The organism is Brevundimonas sp. G8 (assembly GCF_902506205.1).
GTDB lineage: Bacteria > Pseudomonadota > Alphaproteobacteria > Caulobacterales > Caulobacteraceae > Brevundimonas.
In genome coordinates this window covers 582,216-600,801 of sequence record NZ_LR732816.1, presented here as the reverse complement: position 1 = coordinate 600,801, position 18,586 = coordinate 582,216, and the positions used below count along the sequence as shown (strand labels likewise).

Here is an 18,586-nt window from a genome sequence, read left to right as displayed (position 1 = left end):
ACACCCCCTCCGGTTCGCAAAGAAACGCCCGGCTGTCGCAAGACGGCCGGGCGTTTCCGTATTCAGAGGCCTGTATTCAGGCGGGGGTCTTGAAGCCGGCCGCGATGGCCGCCGCCATCGGATTGGGGCGGCCGAAGCTGTCGAAGGGCAGGGGCTTGTCCTTGCCGTCGTCCTTGTCGCCCTGGCGATACCAGCTGTCGGTGTCGCGCAGGCCCCAGGCGGTGAAGGCGAACTGCTGGGGTTTTGGCAGGGCCGCGAAGGCCGAGGCCAGTTCGGTGACGCGCGCGCCCTGGGCGGCGATGCGGTCGGCTGCCTTGCGCAGATCCAGCCGGTTTTCGGTGCGCAGGGTGCAGTCCAGCTCGGACACATGGATCGGCAGGCCGAACTGGGCCACCTCGCGCATATAGGCGACGATGACGCCTTCGGGGATGTCGATCCACAGGTGGGATTGCAGGCCCAGACCCCGTAGCGGGCAGCCGGCCTTCAGCAGGCGCTCGACCAGTTTCAGGAACTGCGCGCCCTTTGCCGGCACGCTTTCCTGATTGTATTCATTCAGGAACAGGATGGCCTCGGGATCGGCGATCCGGGCCTTTTCGAAGGCGCGCAGGATATAGCCGTCCTGGCCGTAGCGAGCGCTCCAGTGGCAGTCGCGCAGGGCCGAACCGTCGTCCAGGATCGGTTCGTTGACCACGTCCCAGCTGCGGACCTTGCCGCGATAGCGACCGGCGACCGTTGCGATATAGCCGTCGAAGGCGCGGTCGAAGGCGGCGTCGTCCAGACCGGCGAACGCCTCCTTGCCTTGCGCGTACCAGATCAGGGTGTGGCCGTGCATCGCCATGCCCTGGGCCTGGGCGAAGGCGGCGATGCGGTCGGCGCGGTCGAAGTTCGGATGGTTCAGGCCATTGGCCAGGATGTATTCCATCTTCATCTCCCACTCGGGCGTGAGTTGGGAGACGTTGGCGCGGGCGAGGGCGACCCAGGCGGGGTCGTCGATCTGCGTCGCCTTGATCGCCGTGCCGAAGGGGCCGGGCGAGATGGATTTCAGCGGCGGGACGTTGGGCGGCGTCGGCTCGGCCGAGGCGAAGCGGTCGCAGGCGGCGAGGGCGATGGGGGCGGCGAGGACGGTGCGGCGGCTGAACATCAGATGTCTCCCTCCCCGCTCCGGGGAGGGTGGCTGAGGCGCAGCCGAAGCCGGGTGGGGAGGGCAGGGCGAAATCCCACGGACTTGTCTTGCATCAGGCAGTTGCGACCCTGCCTGGCCGCCCCCACCCGGTCGCTTCGCGACCACCCTCCCCCGCAGGGGGAGGGAGAAGTCTGTCGGTTGTCAGACCGCACGTTTCCGCAGGCCCAGTTCGTCAAAGGCGGCGGTTTCGCGCTTGGCGATGGCGACCAGCTGGCTGAGGCGGGTGGTCTCGGCGACGTGTTCGAACTTCTTCAGCTCTTCGAAGGCGCCTGTCAGGGCATCGCGGGCGCCGGCTTCCTCGGCGTCCAGCACGGTCAGGTCGCCCTCGGCGGCGGCCTTGCGGGACTTCCAGCCGTTCAGATAGGCGCCCAGCATCATGCCGGCCTCGGCGTCCATGCGGGCGCGGTTGCGTTCGCCCTCGGCCTCGGCGTCAAGGACGGCGATGCGGATCTCGGCGTTGGCGCGGCGTTCGGTGATCTCGGCCAGGCGCTTCTGCAGCGTCTCGACCTCGTAGTTGGAGATGCGGATCAGGGATTGGGCCCAAGCGGTCATTTCGTCGTCACTCTCTGATCATGCCTTGATTGAGGATGTCCTCTAGCCGGGTAAAGGAATCGGAAAGACGCGTGTGATCGTCCTTGTCCTGTCCCAGGAAATCTTCCAGCGCGGGGTTCAGGGCGATGGCGCGGTCCACGATGGGGTCGGCGCCGGTGCGATAGGCGCCGATCTTGATCAGCTCTTCCATGTTCGCATAGGCTGACAGGCACTGGCGGGCGCGCTTGTTCAGCTCGCGCTCGGGCGGGGTCTGGCAGGCGGGCATGGTGCGGCTGACGGACTTCAGCACGTCGATGGCGGGGAAGCGTCCGCGCTCGGCGATCTTGCGGTCCATGACGATGTGCCCGTCCAGAATACCGCGCACGGCGTCGGCGATCGGTTCGTCATGGTCGCCGCCGTCCACCAGCACGGTGAACAGGGCGGTGATGGGCGCCGCCGTCGTGCCGTCGGGCCGCACCGGACCCGGCCCGGCCCGCTCCAGCAGCTTGGGCAGTTCGGTGAAGACGGTGGGGGTATAGCCCTTGGTGGTCGGCGGTTCGCCGGCGGCGAGACCGATCTCGCGCTGGGCCATGGCGAAGCGGGTGACGCTGTCCATCAGGCACAGCACCTCCAGGTCCTGGTCGCGCAGATATTCGGCGATGGCCATGGTCATATAGGCCGACTGGCGGCGTTTCAGGGCCGGCTCGTCCGAGGTGGCGACCACGACGACGGCGCGTTTCAGCCCCTCTTCGCCCAGGGTCTCTTCCACGAACTCGCGCACTTCGCGGCCCCGTTCGCCGATCAGGCCGACGACCACGGCGTCGCAGGTCGCCTGTTTGGCCAGCATCGACAGCAGCACCGACTTGCCCACGCCCGAACCGGCGAAGATGCCCAGGCGCTGGCCTCGGCAGGTGGTGGTGAAGACGTCCATGGCCCGCACGCCCAGGTCCAGACGCTCGCCCACCCGGCCGCGCGAATGGGCGGGCGGGGGCGGGGCGCGCAAGGGATAGGGGCGCAAGGGATAGGGGGCGGGGCCTTGCGGCAGCGGTCCCTTGCCGTCGATCGGCTGGCCGAAGGCGTCGATGATGCGGCCCAGCCAGGCGGTGGTCGGGCGCACGCTGGCGGCCTGGTCGATAATGCGGATGTCGGCGCCGGGGGCCACGCCCTCGACCGGGCCGAACGGCATCAGCAGGGCCTTGGAATCGCGGAAACCGACCACCTCGGCCGGCAGGGGGGAATGGCCGCGTCGGCTGATCTCGGCGCGGGCGCCGACGGCGAGGCGCGACAGGCCGCCGCGCGACTCAATCAGCAGGCCCGACACGCCCGCGACCTTGCCGGTCACGACCAGCGGATCGATCGCTTCGACGGCGGCGACGAGATTGCGCAAAAACAGACCCCAAAAACAGGGGTTCAGAGATGCGCCATCGTGGTTAACGAGCGGTGAAGTTGGGCGCCGATTCAACCTTGGCCGTTGCGCGAGTTGCGTACGGTTTGCAACTCTTGCGAGAAAGACTTTTGAAACTAATTAGGCTGCTAATCATGCAACTGAGGCGGGCGGGGACTCGCTGATCGCGAAGGGGTGGGACCATGTTCGCAACACAGCGTCGGGCGCGCGCGCAGATGCAGGATCGCCTGATCGACCTGGACGGCAAGATGGCCGCCATCGGCCGATCCCAGGCGGTGATCGAGTTCAACCTGGACGGCACGATCATCGACGCCAACCAGAACCTGCTGACCACGATGGGGTACAGTCTGGAAGAGATCCGGGGCGCCCATCACCGCCAGTTCATGGACCCGGTCGAGGCTGCTTCGCCTGACTACGCCGCCTTCTGGCGCGAGTTGAACGCCGGGCAGTTCCTGGCGCGCAAGTTCCGGCGGCTGGCCAAGGGCGGGCGAGAGGTCTGGCTGCAGGCCTCCTACAATCCGGTCTTCGGTCCCGACGGACGGCCCACGAAAGTCATCAAGCTGGCCATCGACATCACGGCCGAGGAACAGGAGGCCGCCCGCCGAGAGACGCAGCGGATCGAGGCGGAGCAGGCGCAGAACCTGCTGGTCGAGGCCCTGGCCGGCGCCCTGGCGCGGCTGTCGGCCGGCGACCTGACCGCGCGGATCGATGCGCCGGTGCAGGGCGCGCATATCCGGGTTCGCGACGACTATAACGCCGCCGTCGAAAGCCTGCGCCAGACCCTGGGCCAGGCGCTGCGGGCCGTGTCGGGCCTGAGGGGCGGGGTGGGCGAAATCTCAAGCGCGTCGGACGACCTGTCGCGCCGCACCGAACAGCAGGCCGCCAGTCTGGAAGAGACGGCGGCGGCCCTGGACCAGATCACCGCGACGGTGAAACGCAGCGCCGACGGGGCCAAACAGGCCTCTTCGGCCGCTGTGGGCGCGCGGGCCGAGGCCGACCGCTCGGGCGAGGTGGTGCGCCAGGCCATCGCCGCCATGGACGGCATCAAGCGCAGCTCGACCCAGATCAGCGACATCATCGGCGTCATCGACGAGATCGCCTTCCAGACCAATCTGCTGGCCCTGAACGCTGGGGTCGAGGCGGCGCGGGCGGGCGAGGCGGGGCGGGGCTTTGCGGTGGTCGCGTCCGAAGTGCGCGCCCTGGCCCAGCGGTCGGCGGAGGCCGCGAAACAGATCAAGACCCTGATCACCACCTCGGGCCACGAGGTGGCGCAAGGGGTGCAACTGGTCAACGAGACGGGGTCGGCCCTGTCGGCCATCGCGGTCAAGGTCGCCGAGATGGACGCCCTGATCTCCGAAATCGCGGCCTCGGCTCAGGAGCAGGCCACGGGGCTGAGCCAGGTCAACAGCGCCGTCAACCAGATGGATCAGGTCACGCAGCAGAACGCGGCCATGGTCGAGGAAACGACGGCCGCCGCCATGAGCCTGAAGACCGAGACCGAGCAACTGGCCCAGCTGGTCGAACGGTTCGACACGGGCGAGGCGCCGGTTCAAACGCGGGTCCACGACCTGTCGGGTTCCGGTCCCGTCCCCCTGGCCCGAGAACGCGCCCGCATCCGCGCCTATGCCGGCGGGGGCTCGACCTCGGCGCCGACCCAGGATTGGGAAGAGTTCTGAGAGCGCGCCCTTCGCCCCCCTTCATTCCCGTCATCCTCGCCCTTGTGGCGAGGATCCAGACTCCCGGTGCGTCCGCAGAGTGCATGACCGTGGAATACCGGGATTCTGGATCCTAGGGACAAGCCCTAGGATGACGGGGAGTGGGAGTGATTAAACCGGCTCCGGCCCTACCTTCGGTTCCCGCGTCGTCGCGATGGCGCCGACCGAGGCGGCGACGATGGCGGCGATGGCGAGCCATTGCTGGCCGGTCAGGTGTTCGTGCAGGATCAACAGGCCGGCCAGGGCGCCGACGGCCGGCTCGGCGCTGAGCACCACGCCGAAGGTGCGTTTGGGGATGCTGCGCAGGGCCACCATCTCCAGCGAATAAGGCAGGGCGCTGGAGAAAATCGCCACCGCCACGCCGGCCAGGATGATGGCCGGGTTCAACAGCGCCGCGCCGGCATGGGCCACGCCGAACGGCACGACGACGAACGCCGCGACCGTCATGCCCAGCGCCACCGACTGGCCCGCATGAATGTGCGACAGCCGCTTGCCGAAGACGATATACAGCGCCCAGCACAGGCCGGCGAAGGCGGCCAGGGCCATGCCGACGGGGTCCAGCGCCCCGGCCCCCGCTTTCAGCGGCAACAGCAGGCCCAGGCCCAGCACGGCGAAGCCGATGCAGACGAAATGGATGGGCTTCCTCGAATGGATCAGGGCCAGGGTCAGCGGCCCCATGAACTCGATGGCGATGGCCAGGCCCAGCGGAATGGTGCGCAGCGACATGTAGAAGCTGAGGTTCATCGCCCCCAGCACCACGCCATACAAGGCGATGGCCCCCAGGTCGGCACGGGTCAGCCGGAACCGCCAGGGCCGGAACACCGCCACCAGCAGCACGGCCGAAATCCCGACGCGGTAGGCCGAGGTTCCCTCCGCACCGATCATCGGGAACAGGGTCTTGGCGAACGATGTGCCGCTCGCCAACGTCACCATACCCGCAAACAGCGCCAGATAAGGGATCAGGCGCATCGCCAGGGGCGAGGTCAGGTGCTGTTTCAGGGCCAAGGAAGTCATGGCCGATAAGTAGCCGAATCCCGCTTGCGCTTCCCGGCGATTTTCCGCTTGAATGCGCCTGAAATCGTCACGAAAGGCTGCTCAATGACGAATTTCGTCACTCTCGACGATTTCGACCATCGACTGCTGGCGCGGGTCCGGCGCAACAATCTGGAGCCCGCGCGGGTGACGGCCGAGGCGGTGGGGCTTTCGGAATCGGCCGTGCTGCGTCGCCTGCGTCGTCTGCGGGCGGAAGGCGTCATCGCCGCCGATGTCGCCGTCATCGATCCGGCCCGCGTCGAGCCGCGCATCGTCCTGCATGTCCAGGTCGAGATGAACACCCAGGATCGCGGGGTGATGGACGCCTTTCAGCGCGCCATGAAGGCCAGCCCCGAGGTCCAGGGCGCCTGGGACGTGACGGGCGAGACCGACTATCTGCTGACCGTCGCCGTCCGCTCGATGCAGGACTATGAGGTCTTCGGCATCCGCGAATTGATCCCCGAAAAGGGCGTGCGCGGCTTCAAGAGCATGATCGTCATCCGCGAGGTCGTCGGCTTCGATCCGGGACGGGCGGTGCTGGAGGGTTGAGGCCTCAGAACAGGGGCACGGTGACGCGCAGCGACACCACGACCACATTGTCGGCGTCGCGCAGGCCGCCGGGGTTGCGGATCAGCTGGATATCGGGCTGGACGCCGAACCGGCCGATGGTGTCGGCATAGGTCAGCTCCATTCCCTCCTCGTGGCGGTCGGGATTGACGCCGGTGTCGGTCAGATTGGCGCGCGCCTTGTTCGACAGCCAGCCTTGGTGCAGTCCGAAGGACAGTTGGCCCTCGGGCCGAGAGGCGAAGATCTGGCGCATCAGGAGGCCGGCCTGCCAGCCGCCCTGGAAGTCGGTCGTATCGCCGTCCGACAGGCCCAGGCGCGCGAAGGCGTCGATCTGGGGACCGTCCGGCGCGGCGGCGCCGTAGATGCGGCCCTCGGCGAGCGCATAGGCGCCTTGGGCCAGGCTGTGAGCGGGATCGCCGTCGGGCGTCAGGTCGCGGATGTCGTCCTGACGCTGATCATAGCGCCAGACGCCCAGGGCGTAGCGGACGGGTCCACCCATGCCCGCCTCGGCGATGCCCAGCACGCCCTGGTCCAGGGTGGTGTCCACCCCGCCATGATCGCCCAGGGTCCGGGCGTCGGCGTTGACGACCGCGACCTGGCCATACAGCGCATCGCTGTCGCCTACGCGAAGCCGCGCCGCCAGCGACGACGACGGGAAGATGGCCGGGCCGTTTGGACCGGTCGAGGCCAGTTCCGAGCCGATGCCGAACGGCGGCGCGATCAGCAGGCCGGACGCCTCGGTGGCGTAGAATTCGCTGTTGAGATCATACAGGCCCGCCAGCAGCGAGGCCGATCCGCCCAGGTCCTGTTCGATCCACGCCTCGAACAGGCGCGCGCCTTGTTGCCCCACCTCAATATTGTCGACGCCCTGCAGGGTGCCGGCCAGGGCGTTGGGTTCACCGCCGCCGTTGTAGAGGCCCGACAGATGCAGCCGTGCGCCACGCCAGCCGACGGCCTGTTCCAGGTCGCCGTCCAGCTCGACAGACAGATTGTCCAGATACCGCCCCGCGCGCGAGACCACGCCGGACACGTCGGCCGTATATTCCGCCGACACGCTCCAGGTCGGGTCGGCGACGCGCGCGGCGGCCGGTCCGGCGAGGCAGACGGCGCCGACGGCGACCGCTGCAAAAAGAGGCTTCATGATCGAGGGCGTAGCGTTCTGCATGGCCATACATCCGTTCTGTGTTGCAGACCGATGTAATTCCAGAAGGTGAAGATCGCGCTTACGCCGCCAACGCCACACGCTGACAAACCGTTAACCAGGTTCCGGTATCGGTGTTTCACAATGTCGCACGGGGAGTGGACGACCATGGGCTGGACGATCGGCAAGAAGGTGACCGCGACCGGTATCGGTGTGCTGGTCCTGTCCGTCGGCACGGCCGGGGTCGGCCTGATGATGAACACCCAGCTGGGCGGCGCGCTGGATCGGGCCTCGGTGTCGTCCGACATTCTGCGCAATCACATGCAGGCCGACATGATGCACGACGCCTTGCGGGCGGATGTGTACGGCGCGCTCCTGGCGTCCGACCCCGTCAACGGCGTGTCGATCGACGATGTCCGGGCCGATCTGGCCGAACATCGCGAGATTTTCGAGAAGTCCATCGCGGACAATACCGCCCTGGCGACCGACCCTGACATTCAGGCGGTTCTGAAGGCGGTCGAGGCGCCGTTGAAGACCTATATCGCGGCGGCCGCTCATACGGTCGACGTGGCCGCGAGCGATCACGCGGCGGCGCAGCAAGAGTTGCCGTCCTTCCAGACCCAGTTCACCGCGCTGGAAACGGCGATGAGCGCCGCCGCCGACAAGATCGAGGCCGCTGCGGTGCGCAATCACGACGCCGCCGAGACCGAAGCGAACAACGGACGGATGGTGATGATCGCGGCCATGATCATCAGCCTGCTGATCAGCATCGGCCTGATCCTGGGCGGGGTGCGGGGCGTGGTCGCGCCGATCCGGCGGCTGACCGGAGACCTGCGGGCGATGGCCCAGGGCAAGACCGAGGTGCAGTTGAGCGAGGCGCGCCGCAAGGACGAGGTCGGCGACATCGCGCGGGCCGTGGTCGATATCCAGGCCCTGATCGTCACGCGCGCCCAGGCCCAGGCGGCCCAGGCCGAGCAGCAACGTCTGAAGGAGGACGAGGACCGCATCGCCGGCGATCAGTCGCGTCAGGCCGCCGCCCGCGAACAGGCGGAAGTGGTCGATGGACTGGGGCAGGGGCTGGACGCCCTGGCCGGCGCCGACCTGACCTTCCGCCTGGTTCAGCCCTTCCCGGCGGCCTACGAACGCCTGCGCGCCAACTTCAACGCCGCCCTGGACGGTTTGCAGGAGGCCATCGGCTCGATTGCCTTCAACGCAGGGGCCATCAACGCCGGCGCTGGCGAGATCGCCCAAGCCGCCGACGACCTGTCGCGCCGCACCGAACAACAGGCCGCGTCTCTGGAAGAGACCGCCGCCGCCCTGGACCAGATCACCGCCACCGTGCGGGCGACCGCTGCGGGCGCGGTTCAGGCCGCCGGCGCCGTTCAGGCTGCACGGGGCGACGCCGACAAGAGCGGCGCGGTGGTCCGCGACGCCATCACGGCGATGGGCGAAATCGAACGTTCGTCCAACGAGATCGGCCAGATCATCGGCGTGATCGACGAGATCGCCTTCCAGACCAACCTCCTGGCCCTGAACGCCGGGGTCGAAGCCGCGCGGGCGGGCGACAGCGGTCGCGGCTTCGCCGTCGTCGCCTCCGAGGTTCGGGCCCTGGCCGAGCGATCGGCCCAGGCCGCCAAGGAGATCAAGTCCCTGATCACCCAATCCGCGAGCCAGGTCGGGTCGGGCGTGCGTCTGGTCGGCGAGACCGGCGCCAGCCTGGAGCGGATCACGGCCCACGTCGCCCAGATCGAAACCCTGGTGACCGACATCTCGGGGTCGGCCGCCGAACAGGCGACGGGCCTTCAGCAGGTCAATACGGCGGTCAACCAGATGGACCAGATGACCCAACAGAACGCCGCCATGGTCGAGCAATCCACCGCCGCCAGCCATTCTCTGTCGCAGGAGGCCGACAGCCTGAACGCGGCGGTCGCGCGCTTCCAGGTCGGAGCGCCTCAACATCAGGGGCAACGACACGCGCCGCGCCGCGCCGCCGCCACGGCTGCGCCGCGCACGGTCACGATGATGAAGACGGTCGGTCGCGGGGGCGCCGCCCTGGCGCTGACGGCGGACGCCGACGGCTGGGAAGAGTTCTAGGACCGGCCTTAGGTCGCAGAGGCCTCGACCACCAGGACGGCGCCCTGGCCGGCGTCCTGACTGCGGTTCTCGATGGTCCCGCCGATCTGGCGCACCAGGCTGTCGATCACGCGCATGCCCAGACTGCGGTCGCTGCGGGCGGCGATCAGGTCGAAGCCCTTGCCCTGGTCCGCCACCGTCACGGTCAGGCGCCCGTCCGAGATCCGGCCGGTCACGGCGATGCCGCCGCCGTCCGGGCCATAGGCGTATTTGATGGCGTTGGTGACCAGTTCGTTGACGATCAGGCCCAGAGGGATGGCGATGTCGGCGCCCAGCGGCGCGTCCGAGGCCTCGCAGGTGACGACGTGGTGGTCGCTGCCGGTGTCGATGGCCGCGCATAGCTGGCACAGGAAGTCGGACAGGATCACGGTCTGGACGTCGGCGCCGCGCCACAGCTGGTCGTGGACCTGGCTGATGGCCTGGATGCGCGACCCGGCCGTGGCCAGGGCGGCGCGCACGTCGTCGGACGCGGCGCCGCGCGCCTGCATCGACAGCAGGCTGGAGACCAGGGACAGGCTGTTCTTGACGCGGTGGCTGACCTCGCGCGTCAGCAGGGCCTGGTGTTCGATTGCGGCGAGGAGGCGCTGCTCGGTCTGCTGACGGGCGATGGCGGCGCCGACGACGGCGGCGAAGGCGTCCAGGAACAGGGCGTCGCGGGCGTCGAACTGGCCTTCGTCGGGGCTGTCGACCTCGAGCACGCCCCAGGGTTCGCCGTCCAGTTCGGGCCGGATCAACACGTTGATGGCGCGTCGCACCCCGTGGTCGGCTAGCAGTTTGGGCGTACGAAACCGGTCCTCGATGTCCAGATGGTTGGAGATCAGGGGCTTGCCGGTCTGGAAGGCGTAGCCTGCCGGCGAATCCAGCTCGACGCCCAGCGAGGCGCGGCCCTCGACCTCGCCGGTCCAGCCGACACCGGCGATCAGGACCAGTCGGTCACGGGTCTCGTTGTGGATCAGCACCTTGGACAGCGGCGTCTCCAGCCCGTCCGAACAGATCTCGCAGGCGGCGTCGAGCAGGGCCTGACGGTCCCGTTCGCGCAGGGCCACCTCGCCGAACCGCGCCAGCAGCGACTGCTGCTTGAGGCGATAGCGCAACTCGTCGGCGGTGGAGCGGGTCTCGGGCACCGTGGCCTCTTCGACCTTGGGCGCGGTCGGATCGTCCATCTGGATCTGGGTCTCGGCGGCCGTGTCGGCATGCACTTCCGCGACCAGTTCGGCGATCTCAGGCGTCAGGCCGTTGTCGGAAGGCGGGCGAGTGTGGGGCAAGGGAGAAAATCTCGGTTCGCGCGACCGCGACATATAGGCCTACATAGCCGCTCTGAAAGGGTCGCGCAGAAATGATCGCGTTCGCCCCCTTGCGCGGTGCGGCGAGGCCTTATCTGTTGCGGGCCACAGATTCACGGAGACCTTCCTCATGACCGACTTCAGCTACGACGCGTCCCGCCACCTGAAGAAGGGCCGGGGCAAGGTCTATGACTCGATCGTCGACACCATCGGCGACACCCCCATCGTGCGCCTGCCGCGCCTGTCGGCCGAATATGGGGCCAAGGCGACGGTGCTGGCCAAGCTGGAGTTCTTCAACCCTATCGCCTCGGTCAAGGACCGGATCGGCGTGGCCATGGTCGAGGCGCTGCAGGAGGCGGGCAAGATCAACGCCGACACCGTTCTGGTCGAGCCGACCAGCGGCAACACCGGCATCGCCTTGGCCTTCGTGGCGGCGGCCAAGGGGCTGAAACTGATCCTGGTCATGCCCGAGAGCATGTCCATCGAACGGCGCAAGATGCTGGCCCTGCTGGGCGCCCGGCTTGAGCTGACCCCGGCCGAGAAAGGGATGAAGGGCGCGATCGCGCGGGCGCAGGAACTGCTGGAAACCACGCCGAACTCAGTCAGCCCGTCGCAGTTCGAGAACCTGGCCAACCCGGCCATCCACCGGGTGACGACGGCCGAGGAAATCTGGAACGACACCGACGGGGCGGTGGACATCGTCATCGCCGGCGTCGGCACCGGCGGCACCATCTCGGGCGTCGGCCAGGCGCTCAAGGCGAAGAAGCCTTCCGTGAAGATGATCGCGGTCGAGCCGGAGGCCTCGCCTGTGCTGTCGGGCGGCGCGCCCGGCCCGCACAAGATCCAGGGCATCGGCGCCGGTTTCACGCCGGCCATCTATGATCCGTCGGTGGTCGATGGGGTCGAACAGGTGTCGAACGACGACAGTTTCGACATGGCGCGCAAGGCCGCCCGCGTCGAAGGCATCCCCGTCGGCATAAGCTCGGGCGCGGCCCTGACCGCCGCCTTCCGCCTGGCGGCGCTGGACGAGAATGCGGGCAAGACCATCGTGGTCATCATCCCGTCCTTCGCCGAACGCTATCTGTCGACGGCATTGTTCGAAGGGCTTTAAGCGGAGCGTGATTCACGTTTTTTGACCGCACCGCTGCGCGGTTCAATCAAAAAACGATCAAGCTCCAAGCGGAGCCTTTCGGCCGCCCGCGTGTTCGATATCGGACGCGCGTGCGGCTCCGCTTGGGATGCGGACAGACGCGCGATGGATCAACAACGCCGGAGCGTTTCATGACTGTCGCCGCCCTTCGCCTGATCGCCGTTTGCGGGGCCTCGGCCCTGGCGCTCGCCGCCTGTTCGAACAACGACGACAAACAAGCGGTCGATCCGTCGATGTCGCCGGAGCAGCAGGCCGCCGCCGCAGGTCACTCCCCGGTCACCGCCCAGGTGCGCCAGATCCGCAACGTGCCGGTGGATGTGCAGGGCGTGACGGACGTGGGGGCCACGGTGCGGGTCAAGAACGTCGATCTTGCCGAGGACGCCACCATTCTGGATGTCAGCATCTCGTTCGCCAGCGACATGACGAACAACGTCCAGATGGCGACAAACGCCACCTATATCGAACTGCCCAACGGCCAGAAGCTTCGCCTGAAGCCGCCCGAGGGCAATCCCAACATGAATATCGTCAAGGGCGACACGATGAACGGCCGCCTGGTCTTCATGGGCGCCGTGCCGTCCAGAGTGAACCAGATCTCGGTGGTGTTCAACGAAGGCTCGACCTCGGACAGCATCATCGGCCCGTTCCTGCGCATGACCATTCCGCTGACGGCCCAGGCGGCCCAGAATCCGACGGCCCAGAACCCGACCGGAGCGGCCGGATGATGCGACGGCACGCGCCCGCCATGGCGGCGGCGCTGTTGGCCGCCGGCCTGACGCCGAGCGTGGTCTCGGCCATGACGGTGCGGCTGATGAGCGGCAGCGCCATCGGCACGATCTCGACCTTCGAGAAGGACATGACCGCGCCCCAGTCCAGCTTCGCCAAGGCGGGGCCGGACAGCGAACTGGAGAGCGTCTTCGTCTCGTCCGAGGTGGCGCCCGAACGGGTCGAGACGACGCGCAGCCTGCTGACCGAGCTGAATGCGCGGCGCAGCGACGGGGTGATCGTGATCGACCTGCCGGCCGACGTGCTGTTCGATTTCGACAAGGCGACGATCCGGGCCGATGCGGAGCCGGCCCTGACGCGGGCGGCCGAACTGCTGAAAAGCTATCCCGACGCTCAGGTCAGCATTGGCGGCCATACCGACGCCAAGGGCGACGACGCCTATAACGAAGGCCTGTCGCTGAGGCGTGCGCGGGCGGTGGCGGCGCGGCTGCAACGCGAGGCCGGGCGTACCCTGGGCGCGCAAGGGTTCGGGGAGCGACAGCCGGTGGCCGCCAACACCAGGCCCGACGGCTCGGACGATCCAGACGGGCGTCAGAAGAACCGCCGCGTCGAAATCCGTATCACCCCGAAACCGGGAGGCTGAACATGGCCCTGATCCCTTGCCCCGCCTGCGCGCGCCAGGTGTCCGAGGCGGCCGTGGCCTGTCCCAACTGCGGTCATCCGATTGCAGGTGATGGGGGCGGCGGAGCTGGCGGCACGTTCAAACAGGCGCTGACGCGGCCGGAGGCGGTCAAGAGCGGCTTCACTGTGCTGGGCGTCTTCGTCGCCGCGCCGTGGATCGCGCGTGTGCTTGCTGTCGTGGCCTTCGTGATCTTGGCCATCGTGGTGGTGGTCAACAAGAGCTGAAGGCTCACGCCCGGTTAACCGCTGGCGCCTAGAGTGGGCGAATGGGCGAACTGTCAGCCATGATGGGGGAAGAGGCGACGCCGCAAACGCCGCTGCGCGCACGCCGTGCGCTGCTGAAGCGGCTGGCCGATGTCGTGTCCCTTCCCGCCAGCCGGATCAACGCCTTCGAGCGGTCCGTCACCGGCGACCTGCTGGTCGAGATGCTGCGTCTGGCGTCGCGCGAGGAGCGCCGGCGGGTCGCCTCGCGCCTGGCGCCCCTGGCCGAACTGCCCAACAGCGTGGCGCGCCTGCTGCTGCGCGACGAGGCCGAGATCGCGGGTCTGCTGATTGAACAGTGCGCCTCCCTCAGCGACGCGGACATCGTCGGCTGTGCGCGCGACGCCAGTTTCGAGCACCGGCTGCTGATCGCGGCGCGGCGCGGCCTGTCCGAGATCGTGACCGAGACCCTGTTCACCTTCGGCGAGATGGAGGTGATCGAGGCGGTGCTGCGCAACAGGACCGCGCGCCTGTCCCAGGTGGGGATCGAGGCGGTGGTCGGCCTGAGCCGTCCGTCGCCGAACCTGTGCGGCCTGTTGCTGAAACGGCCAGAGCTGAGGCCGTCGGGCGCCTATGTCATGTTCTGGTGGTGCGCGGCCGAGGATCGTCGCACCATCCTGCAGCGGTTCGCCGTATCGCGCGAAGTCATGCAGGAGGCGTCCGAGGACGTCTTTCCCATGGCCGCCGAGGAGGGGTGGGCTGACCCAGTGGCGCGCAAGGCGTTGCAGTTCATCGAGCGGCGCCAGCGCAACCGCGCCGCCATCGAAAAGAGCCCGTTCGACAGTCTGGAACAGGCCGTCATGGTCGCCGCGCGCGACGGGCTGACGCGCGAGACGGCGTCGGAGATCGCCTTCCTGGCCGGGGTCAAGCCGCTGACGGGGGCCAAGCTGCTGGGCGATCCTGGGGGCGAGCCGCTGGCGATCCTGTGCAAGGCGACGGGGATGTCGCGTGTGGACCTGACCAATCTGTGGCGGTCGATGCGTCGGCCGGAGACCCTGGCGGACGGCCATGTCCATCCCGACTGGGAACGGGTGCAGATCACCTATGAGATGCTGGCGGTGGACCGGGCGCAGACGGTTCTGCGTTACTGGAACTGGTCTCTATCCTCGGCCCTGACGCCGTCCTTGCTGCGCGCCATACGCGACGGCGAGGATGATATGGTCGATGAATATTCGGCGCCTGAACGCGCGGCGATGATGGTGCTGGCCGAAGACTTCGGGCGTTGATCTTAACCACTACATGTCTTTTCAGTAACGTGCGCATTGCACCGCTTGGGCGCGTGTTTGCTTTCAAGTGGAAACAACCCTATGAGGATATAGGGATGTCTCGACTGGAGAATCAGTCGAGCGCACATGGATCATGAAAGCGATGTCGATAATGGAAGATAAGCCCGAACTGCTAGAGATGACTGCGGACATCGTGTCGGCCTATGTCGGCAACAACTCCGTCTCGGCAGAGGCTCTGCCGGCGCTTATCGCCAATATTCACGCCGCCCTGTCGGGTGTTTCCAATGGTCCGGTCGAGGCCGAACCCGAGCCCAAGGAACCGGCTGTGCCGATCCGCAAGTCGATCGCGCCGGACTTCCTGATCTGCCTGGAAGACGGCCGCAAGTTCAAGTCGTTGAAGCGCCACCTGCGCACCAAATACGACATGAGCCCCGAAGACTACCGCGCCAAATGGGGTCTGCCGAAAGACTATCCGATGGTCGCCCCGAACTACGCCAAGGCGCGTTCGGAACTGGCCAAGTCGATGGGCCTGGGCCAGGGCGGCCGCAAGCCCGCCCGCGCCGCCACGACGGCTCGCGCCAAGAAATAAGGCCGGAGATTTCCGGTAAAAGGACGCCCGCTTCCGAAAGGAGGTGGGCGTTTTTGCTTTGGGGGCACAATCTTCTCCCTCCCCCTGCTGGGGAGGGTGGCTGAGGCGCAGCCGAAGCCGGGTGGGGAGGGCTAGGCAGAGCCTTACGGCTCTCACTTGAAGTCAGATCGGTGCGCCGTCGCCCGCACGCCTCATAGCTGTTCGTCTGCGCTGCGGCGTCCGGAGATTGGCCGGGAACACCATAGATCGCATAGAGACCGCGCGGGCGGCGTTCGATGGGCGCAAGGGCGCTGGATGCTGCTAGCGACGCACCATATCGACTGTGCCGATAGGCTTGCCGATGGGCAGCAGACGGAGCCTCAGATCGATCGCGCCGGCGAAGCCCTGACGCGTCCGATCCGTTAGGGTGAAGGTCATCCGCATACCGTTCGCGCCTGTCGCGACAACGAGCCTGCCGTTTCTTATCCTGCACTGGGCCGGTTGAGCATCCACCGTGCAGTTCAGCCGATCGCCTGATCGCGCTGTGATCGAGAGTGGTTGGACGAGTTGGCCGCCGTTTTGGGACTTGAAGGTTATGGTGCGGCCATCACCCTCGGCTGGCGTCATCCTAAGCGACCAGTCGCCAATCACGTCATGGCTGGTGATCGTCGCCGCCGTCTGTGCGATGGGTGCGCCGCATACAAGCAATGACGCCAATAGGGCCGGTCCGACAGCGTACCGTTTTCTCATAGTCGTCCTCCCGAAATTCACCGGCAGGATGTTCGGGGGTTGACCACAGGTTTGCACGTGAATCTTTGGAAAGCTTTGAGCGGCGCTACCTTAGAGTAGGCGGGCGGCTACTCCCTCTCCCTGCGGGCAGGTGGCTGGGCGAGGCCCCGGATCTGTATTGGATTAAGCCAGTGCGTCCCTGCCGGGCCACCCCCACCCGGTCGCTTCGCGACCACCCTCCCCGGAACGGGGAGGGAGAGCTTTGTGCTGCTTTACGCCGCCTGTGCTGTCCGCCGCATGCGCCAGAAGCGCAGGGTGCGAAGGGCGGCGTCGCGGGTCAGTTCGCCGTACATGCGGCCGTAGGCGGCGGCCTTGCCCATCGGATTGTCTTCCGATCCCAGCACGGCGACGGCGTAGGTCAGGTAGACAGCGCGGTCCATGTCGGCGGCCTTGCAGACCACCGACAGGGCGTCCAGATCCTTGCGCTCGACGATGCCGCGCGCGGTGTGGAAGTCGATGTCGGCCAGTTTGGACAGGGCGATCAGGAAGGGCGTGCGGCCGTTCGAGCGCAGGAAGCGGATCAGGACCTGGGGCGTCAGCTGGCCGGCGGCCTTCAGCTCGTCCACATAGGCCAGGTTCTCGGCATAGTCGGCGGGCAGGGCGCCGTCGTCGGTGGCGACCCGCGTGCGGCCGGCGGCCAAGGCCGCTTCCAGCAGGTCGGGGTCCATGCGGGCGTTCTGTTCCAGGATCTGGTGACGCAGGCGGGCCTCGACGACGAAATACATCTCGTTCAGCAGGTCGGCGGGCAGGCTCTGGCGTTCGACCGTGGCGGCGTGCAGGGCGGGATTGGCCTTGGCGCGTTCGACGGCGGTCTCGGACGCCGCGCGTGACAGGCGGGCGCCGTCGTTGCGCAGCAGGGCGTCCAGGGTGTCGTCGTCGCCGCGCTCCACGATGATGTCGGACACAGCTTCGGACACCACGGCGCGGCCCGAGACGGCGCGCAGATGACCCTGGCCGCGCTTGCGCACGACCTGGATCAGGTCTTCGTCGGTCAGGACGCTGGAGGCGCGCAGCACCTGTTCGGCGACCTCCAGCTCGTCGTCGGCGAAGCGGCGGATCAGGCTGTGGGGGGCGTTGGGAGCCTCGGCGAAACGGGCGGCCAGTTCAGCGCGAACCGCGACCTCCATCTCGTCGGACAGCTTGGCCAGGACCGAGCCATAGAGGTCGGTCTCGTTGGCGTTGTGGTCGGGAACGCCGAAGAAGTGGTCGGTCAGTTCGCGCAGCAGCAGGCGGCGCTTTTCGCTGGAATCCTCGGCCGCCAGGGCGATCAGCTGCGGCAGGCGCGAGCCGGGGATCACGGCGGGCTCGATCAGGGGGGGCTCGATCACGGCTTGATCGCTCATGGCAGGTTGTCGGCTTCGGTCTGGGGCACGGCGCGCAGCGAGCCGTTCGAATTGCGGATCAGGGCCGGCGGACCGTCCGGCTGGGCCAGGTCGTTCGAGCGCGGCGTCTGGGTCATCTCGACCGGCAGGGCGTCCAGATAGGTCTGTTGCGGAGCGGGGATGGCGTCGGGGTGACGGCCGGCCTGGCGGTGGACCGAATAGTAGCGGGCGCTGTTGTCGCCGGTCGGGGCGATCTGGGCCGTCTGCTGGTTGGCGGCGACGGCGGCGGCGTCAACGGGAACGCCGGCCTGGGGGCGTTGCAGGCGATAGATGGGGGCGTCGCGGCGCGGGGCCATCGGGTCGGCAACGGCGGTTTGGGCCGCGGGTTCGGGCGCCGGTTGAGGCTGAGGTTCGGGCTGGGCGGCCTGTTGTGGGGCCGGAGTGGCGGCGACCTCAGGCTGAGGCTGCTGCTGGACTGGCGTAGGAACTTGCGGCGCGGTGGCTTGGGGCTGAGGCGCGCTGTGGACCGGGGCGGCCTGCACGGGCGCGGGCTGGCTCATCCAGGTGCTGGCGGGCGTCAGGCCGCGACGGGGTGTCTCGGCGGAGGATTGGGGCGCGGGCGCCAGGCGGGCCAGGGGAATGGCGCCGGGGATCGTGCGGTTGGCGGCGACGACGGTCGGCTGCGGCGCCTCGGCCGAGGTGACGGCAGGCGTCGGGGCGGGCCGTGCGGCGACCGGCGGCTTGCCGGGCCACGACAGGTAGCGCAGGCCGGAGGGATTGGTCGACGCCTGCTGGGCGACGGCGGCGCTGGCCCCAAGGCTGGCGAGCGCGCAGGCGGCGGTCAGAACGGTCGAGAGAACGAGGGCGCGGCGCAAG

17 protein-coding genes are annotated in these 18,586 nt (G+C 67.9%); 9 read left to right on the top strand and 8 right to left on the bottom strand.

The features are described from left to right. Window positions 1–76: 76 nt before the first annotated feature. The 3 genes from CHRYSEO8AT_RS02910 to fliI form a co-directional block, all read right to left on the bottom strand. Window positions 77–1,141, bottom strand: a complete 1,065-nt coding sequence (locus CHRYSEO8AT_RS02910; RefSeq protein WP_201304338.1) for an endo-1,4-beta-xylanase — start codon at window positions 1,139–1,141, stop codon at window positions 77–79. 183 nt (window positions 1,142–1,324) lie between these two features. Further along, complete coding sequence (locus CHRYSEO8AT_RS02905; protein WP_159846005.1) at window positions 1,325–1,735, bottom strand: flagellar FliJ family protein; 411 nt, start codon at window positions 1,733–1,735, stop codon at window positions 1,325–1,327. A gap of 7 nt (window positions 1,736–1,742) precedes the next feature. Next, window positions 1,743–3,101, bottom strand: a complete 1,359-nt coding sequence (fliI, locus tag CHRYSEO8AT_RS02900) for a flagellar protein export ATPase FliI (RefSeq protein WP_159846000.1) — start codon at window positions 3,099–3,101, stop codon at window positions 1,743–1,745. 200 nt (window positions 3,102–3,301) lie between these two features. Between fliI and CHRYSEO8AT_RS02895 the strand changes: the two genes are divergently transcribed. Then, entirely contained in the window at window positions 3,302–4,795 is a 1,494-nt protein-coding gene (locus CHRYSEO8AT_RS02895; RefSeq protein WP_236547401.1) for a methyl-accepting chemotaxis protein, read from the top strand. A 150-nt stretch (window positions 4,796–4,945) separates the two neighbouring features. Here the strand turns inward: CHRYSEO8AT_RS02895 and CHRYSEO8AT_RS02890 are convergent, their stop codons facing one another. Then, on the bottom strand, window positions 4,946–5,848 hold the full coding sequence (locus tag CHRYSEO8AT_RS02890; protein ID WP_159845997.1) for a DMT family transporter: 903 nt from the start codon (window positions 5,846–5,848) through the stop codon (window positions 4,946–4,948). Window positions 5,849–5,932: 84 nt separating this feature from the next. Between CHRYSEO8AT_RS02890 and CHRYSEO8AT_RS02885 the strand changes: the two genes are divergently transcribed. Then, window positions 5,933–6,415: an Lrp/AsnC family transcriptional regulator gene (locus tag CHRYSEO8AT_RS02885; protein WP_159845994.1), complete on the top strand. Its 483-nt coding sequence runs from the start codon at window positions 5,933–5,935 to the stop codon at window positions 6,413–6,415. A gap of 4 nt (window positions 6,416–6,419) precedes the next feature. Here the strand turns inward: CHRYSEO8AT_RS02885 and CHRYSEO8AT_RS02880 are convergent, their stop codons facing one another. Next, the gene (locus tag CHRYSEO8AT_RS02880; RefSeq protein ID WP_159845991.1) at window positions 6,420–7,598 is read right to left on the bottom strand and encodes a carbohydrate porin; all 1,179 of its coding nucleotides are present in this window, start codon (window positions 7,596–7,598) and stop codon (window positions 6,420–6,422) included. 144 nt (window positions 7,599–7,742) lie between these two features. On the opposite strand from CHRYSEO8AT_RS02880, the gene CHRYSEO8AT_RS02875 reads away from it, so the two are divergent. After that, entirely contained in the window at window positions 7,743–9,668 is a 1,926-nt protein-coding gene (locus CHRYSEO8AT_RS02875) for a methyl-accepting chemotaxis protein (RefSeq protein WP_159845988.1), read from the top strand. A gap of 8 nt (window positions 9,669–9,676) precedes the next feature. Here CHRYSEO8AT_RS02875 and CHRYSEO8AT_RS02870 read toward each other — a convergent pair whose 3' ends face one another. Then, window positions 9,677–10,972 (bottom strand): sensor histidine kinase, encoded by a 1,296-nt coding sequence (locus CHRYSEO8AT_RS02870; protein ID WP_236547400.1) that lies wholly within the window; start codon window positions 10,970–10,972, stop codon window positions 9,677–9,679. A 148-nt stretch (window positions 10,973–11,120) separates the two neighbouring features. Between CHRYSEO8AT_RS02870 and cysK the strand changes: the two genes are divergently transcribed. The 6 genes from cysK (at window position 11,121) to CHRYSEO8AT_RS02840 (ending at window position 15,620) form a co-directional block, all read left to right on the top strand. Continuing rightward, a complete protein-coding gene (cysK, locus tag CHRYSEO8AT_RS02865; protein WP_159845982.1) occupies window positions 11,121–12,101 on the top strand; it encodes a cysteine synthase A in 981 nt (326 codons plus the stop codon). A gap of 170 nt (window positions 12,102–12,271) precedes the next feature. Next, window positions 12,272–12,862 carry a hypothetical protein gene (locus CHRYSEO8AT_RS02860; protein ID WP_159845979.1) on the top strand — a complete coding sequence of 197 codons (591 nt, stop codon included), beginning with the start codon at window positions 12,272–12,274 and terminating at the stop codon, window positions 12,860–12,862. After that, window positions 12,859–13,506, top strand: coding sequence for an OmpA family protein (locus CHRYSEO8AT_RS02855; RefSeq protein ID WP_159845976.1), 648 nt, complete (start codon window positions 12,859–12,861; stop codon window positions 13,504–13,506). Before CHRYSEO8AT_RS02860 ends, CHRYSEO8AT_RS02855 begins: the two co-directional genes overlap by 4 nt. A 2-nt stretch (window positions 13,507–13,508) precedes the next feature. Next, entirely contained in the window at window positions 13,509–13,769 is a 261-nt protein-coding gene (locus tag CHRYSEO8AT_RS02850) for a hypothetical protein (RefSeq protein ID WP_159845973.1), read from the top strand. A gap of 41 nt (window positions 13,770–13,810) precedes the next feature. Next, the gene (locus CHRYSEO8AT_RS02845) at window positions 13,811–15,031 is read left to right on the top strand and encodes a DUF2336 domain-containing protein (protein ID WP_159845970.1); all 1,221 of its coding nucleotides are present in this window, start codon (window positions 13,811–13,813) and stop codon (window positions 15,029–15,031) included. A 151-nt stretch (window positions 15,032–15,182) separates the two neighbouring features. Beyond that, complete coding sequence (locus CHRYSEO8AT_RS02840; protein ID WP_159845967.1) at window positions 15,183–15,620, top strand: MucR family transcriptional regulator; 438 nt, start codon at window positions 15,183–15,185, stop codon at window positions 15,618–15,620. 980 nt (window positions 15,621–16,600) lie between these two features. Here the strand turns inward: CHRYSEO8AT_RS02840 and CHRYSEO8AT_RS02835 are convergent. After that, the gene (locus CHRYSEO8AT_RS02835) at window positions 16,601–17,731 is read right to left on the bottom strand and encodes a DUF2336 domain-containing protein (RefSeq protein ID WP_159845964.1); all 1,131 of its coding nucleotides are present in this window, start codon (window positions 17,729–17,731) and stop codon (window positions 16,601–16,603) included. Beyond that, window positions 17,728–18,585, bottom strand: a complete 858-nt coding sequence (locus CHRYSEO8AT_RS02830) for a hypothetical protein (RefSeq protein WP_159845961.1) — start codon at window positions 18,583–18,585, stop codon at window positions 17,728–17,730. Before CHRYSEO8AT_RS02830 ends, CHRYSEO8AT_RS02835 begins: the two co-directional genes overlap by 4 nt. Window position 18,586: the final 1 nt, after the last annotated feature.

What these genes read in the sequence shown, in the direction of transcription:
- CHRYSEO8AT_RS02835 (WP_159845964.1), bottom strand. Translation starts at nt 17,731, where the DNA reads ATGAGCGATCAAGCCGTGATCGAGCCCCCCCTGATCGAGCCCGCCGTG.
- CHRYSEO8AT_RS02890 (WP_159845997.1), bottom strand. Translation starts at nt 5,848, where the DNA reads ATGACTTCCTTGGCCCTGAAACAGCACCTGACCTCGCCCCTGGCGATG.
- CHRYSEO8AT_RS02850 (WP_159845973.1), top strand. Translation starts at nt 13,509, where the DNA reads ATGGCCCTGATCCCTTGCCCCGCCTGCGCGCGCCAGGTGTCCGAGGCG.
- cysK (WP_159845982.1), top strand. Translation starts at nt 11,121, where the DNA reads ATGACCGACTTCAGCTACGACGCGTCCCGCCACCTGAAGAAGGGCCGG.
- CHRYSEO8AT_RS02885 (WP_159845994.1), top strand. Translation starts at nt 5,933, where the DNA reads ATGACGAATTTCGTCACTCTCGACGATTTCGACCATCGACTGCTGGCG.
- CHRYSEO8AT_RS02845 (WP_159845970.1), top strand. Translation starts at nt 13,811, where the DNA reads ATGGGCGAACTGTCAGCCATGATGGGGGAAGAGGCGACGCCGCAAACG.
- CHRYSEO8AT_RS02910 (WP_201304338.1), bottom strand. Translation starts at nt 1,141, where the DNA reads ATGTTCAGCCGCCGCACCGTCCTCGCCGCCCCCATCGCCCTCGCCGCC.
- CHRYSEO8AT_RS02860 (WP_159845979.1), top strand. Translation starts at nt 12,272, where the DNA reads ATGACTGTCGCCGCCCTTCGCCTGATCGCCGTTTGCGGGGCCTCGGCC.
- CHRYSEO8AT_RS02880 (WP_159845991.1), bottom strand. Translation starts at nt 7,598, where the DNA reads ATGCAGAACGCTACGCCCTCGATCATGAAGCCTCTTTTTGCAGCGGTC.
- CHRYSEO8AT_RS02855 (WP_159845976.1), top strand. Translation starts at nt 12,859, where the DNA reads ATGATGCGACGGCACGCGCCCGCCATGGCGGCGGCGCTGTTGGCCGCC.
- CHRYSEO8AT_RS02905 (WP_159846005.1), bottom strand. Translation starts at nt 1,735, where the DNA reads ATGACCGCTTGGGCCCAATCCCTGATCCGCATCTCCAACTACGAGGTC.
- CHRYSEO8AT_RS02840 (WP_159845967.1), top strand. Translation starts at nt 15,183, where the DNA reads ATGGAAGATAAGCCCGAACTGCTAGAGATGACTGCGGACATCGTGTCG.
- CHRYSEO8AT_RS02875 (WP_159845988.1), top strand. Translation starts at nt 7,743, where the DNA reads ATGGGCTGGACGATCGGCAAGAAGGTGACCGCGACCGGTATCGGTGTG.
- CHRYSEO8AT_RS02895 (WP_236547401.1), top strand. Translation starts at nt 3,302, where the DNA reads ATGTTCGCAACACAGCGTCGGGCGCGCGCGCAGATGCAGGATCGCCTG.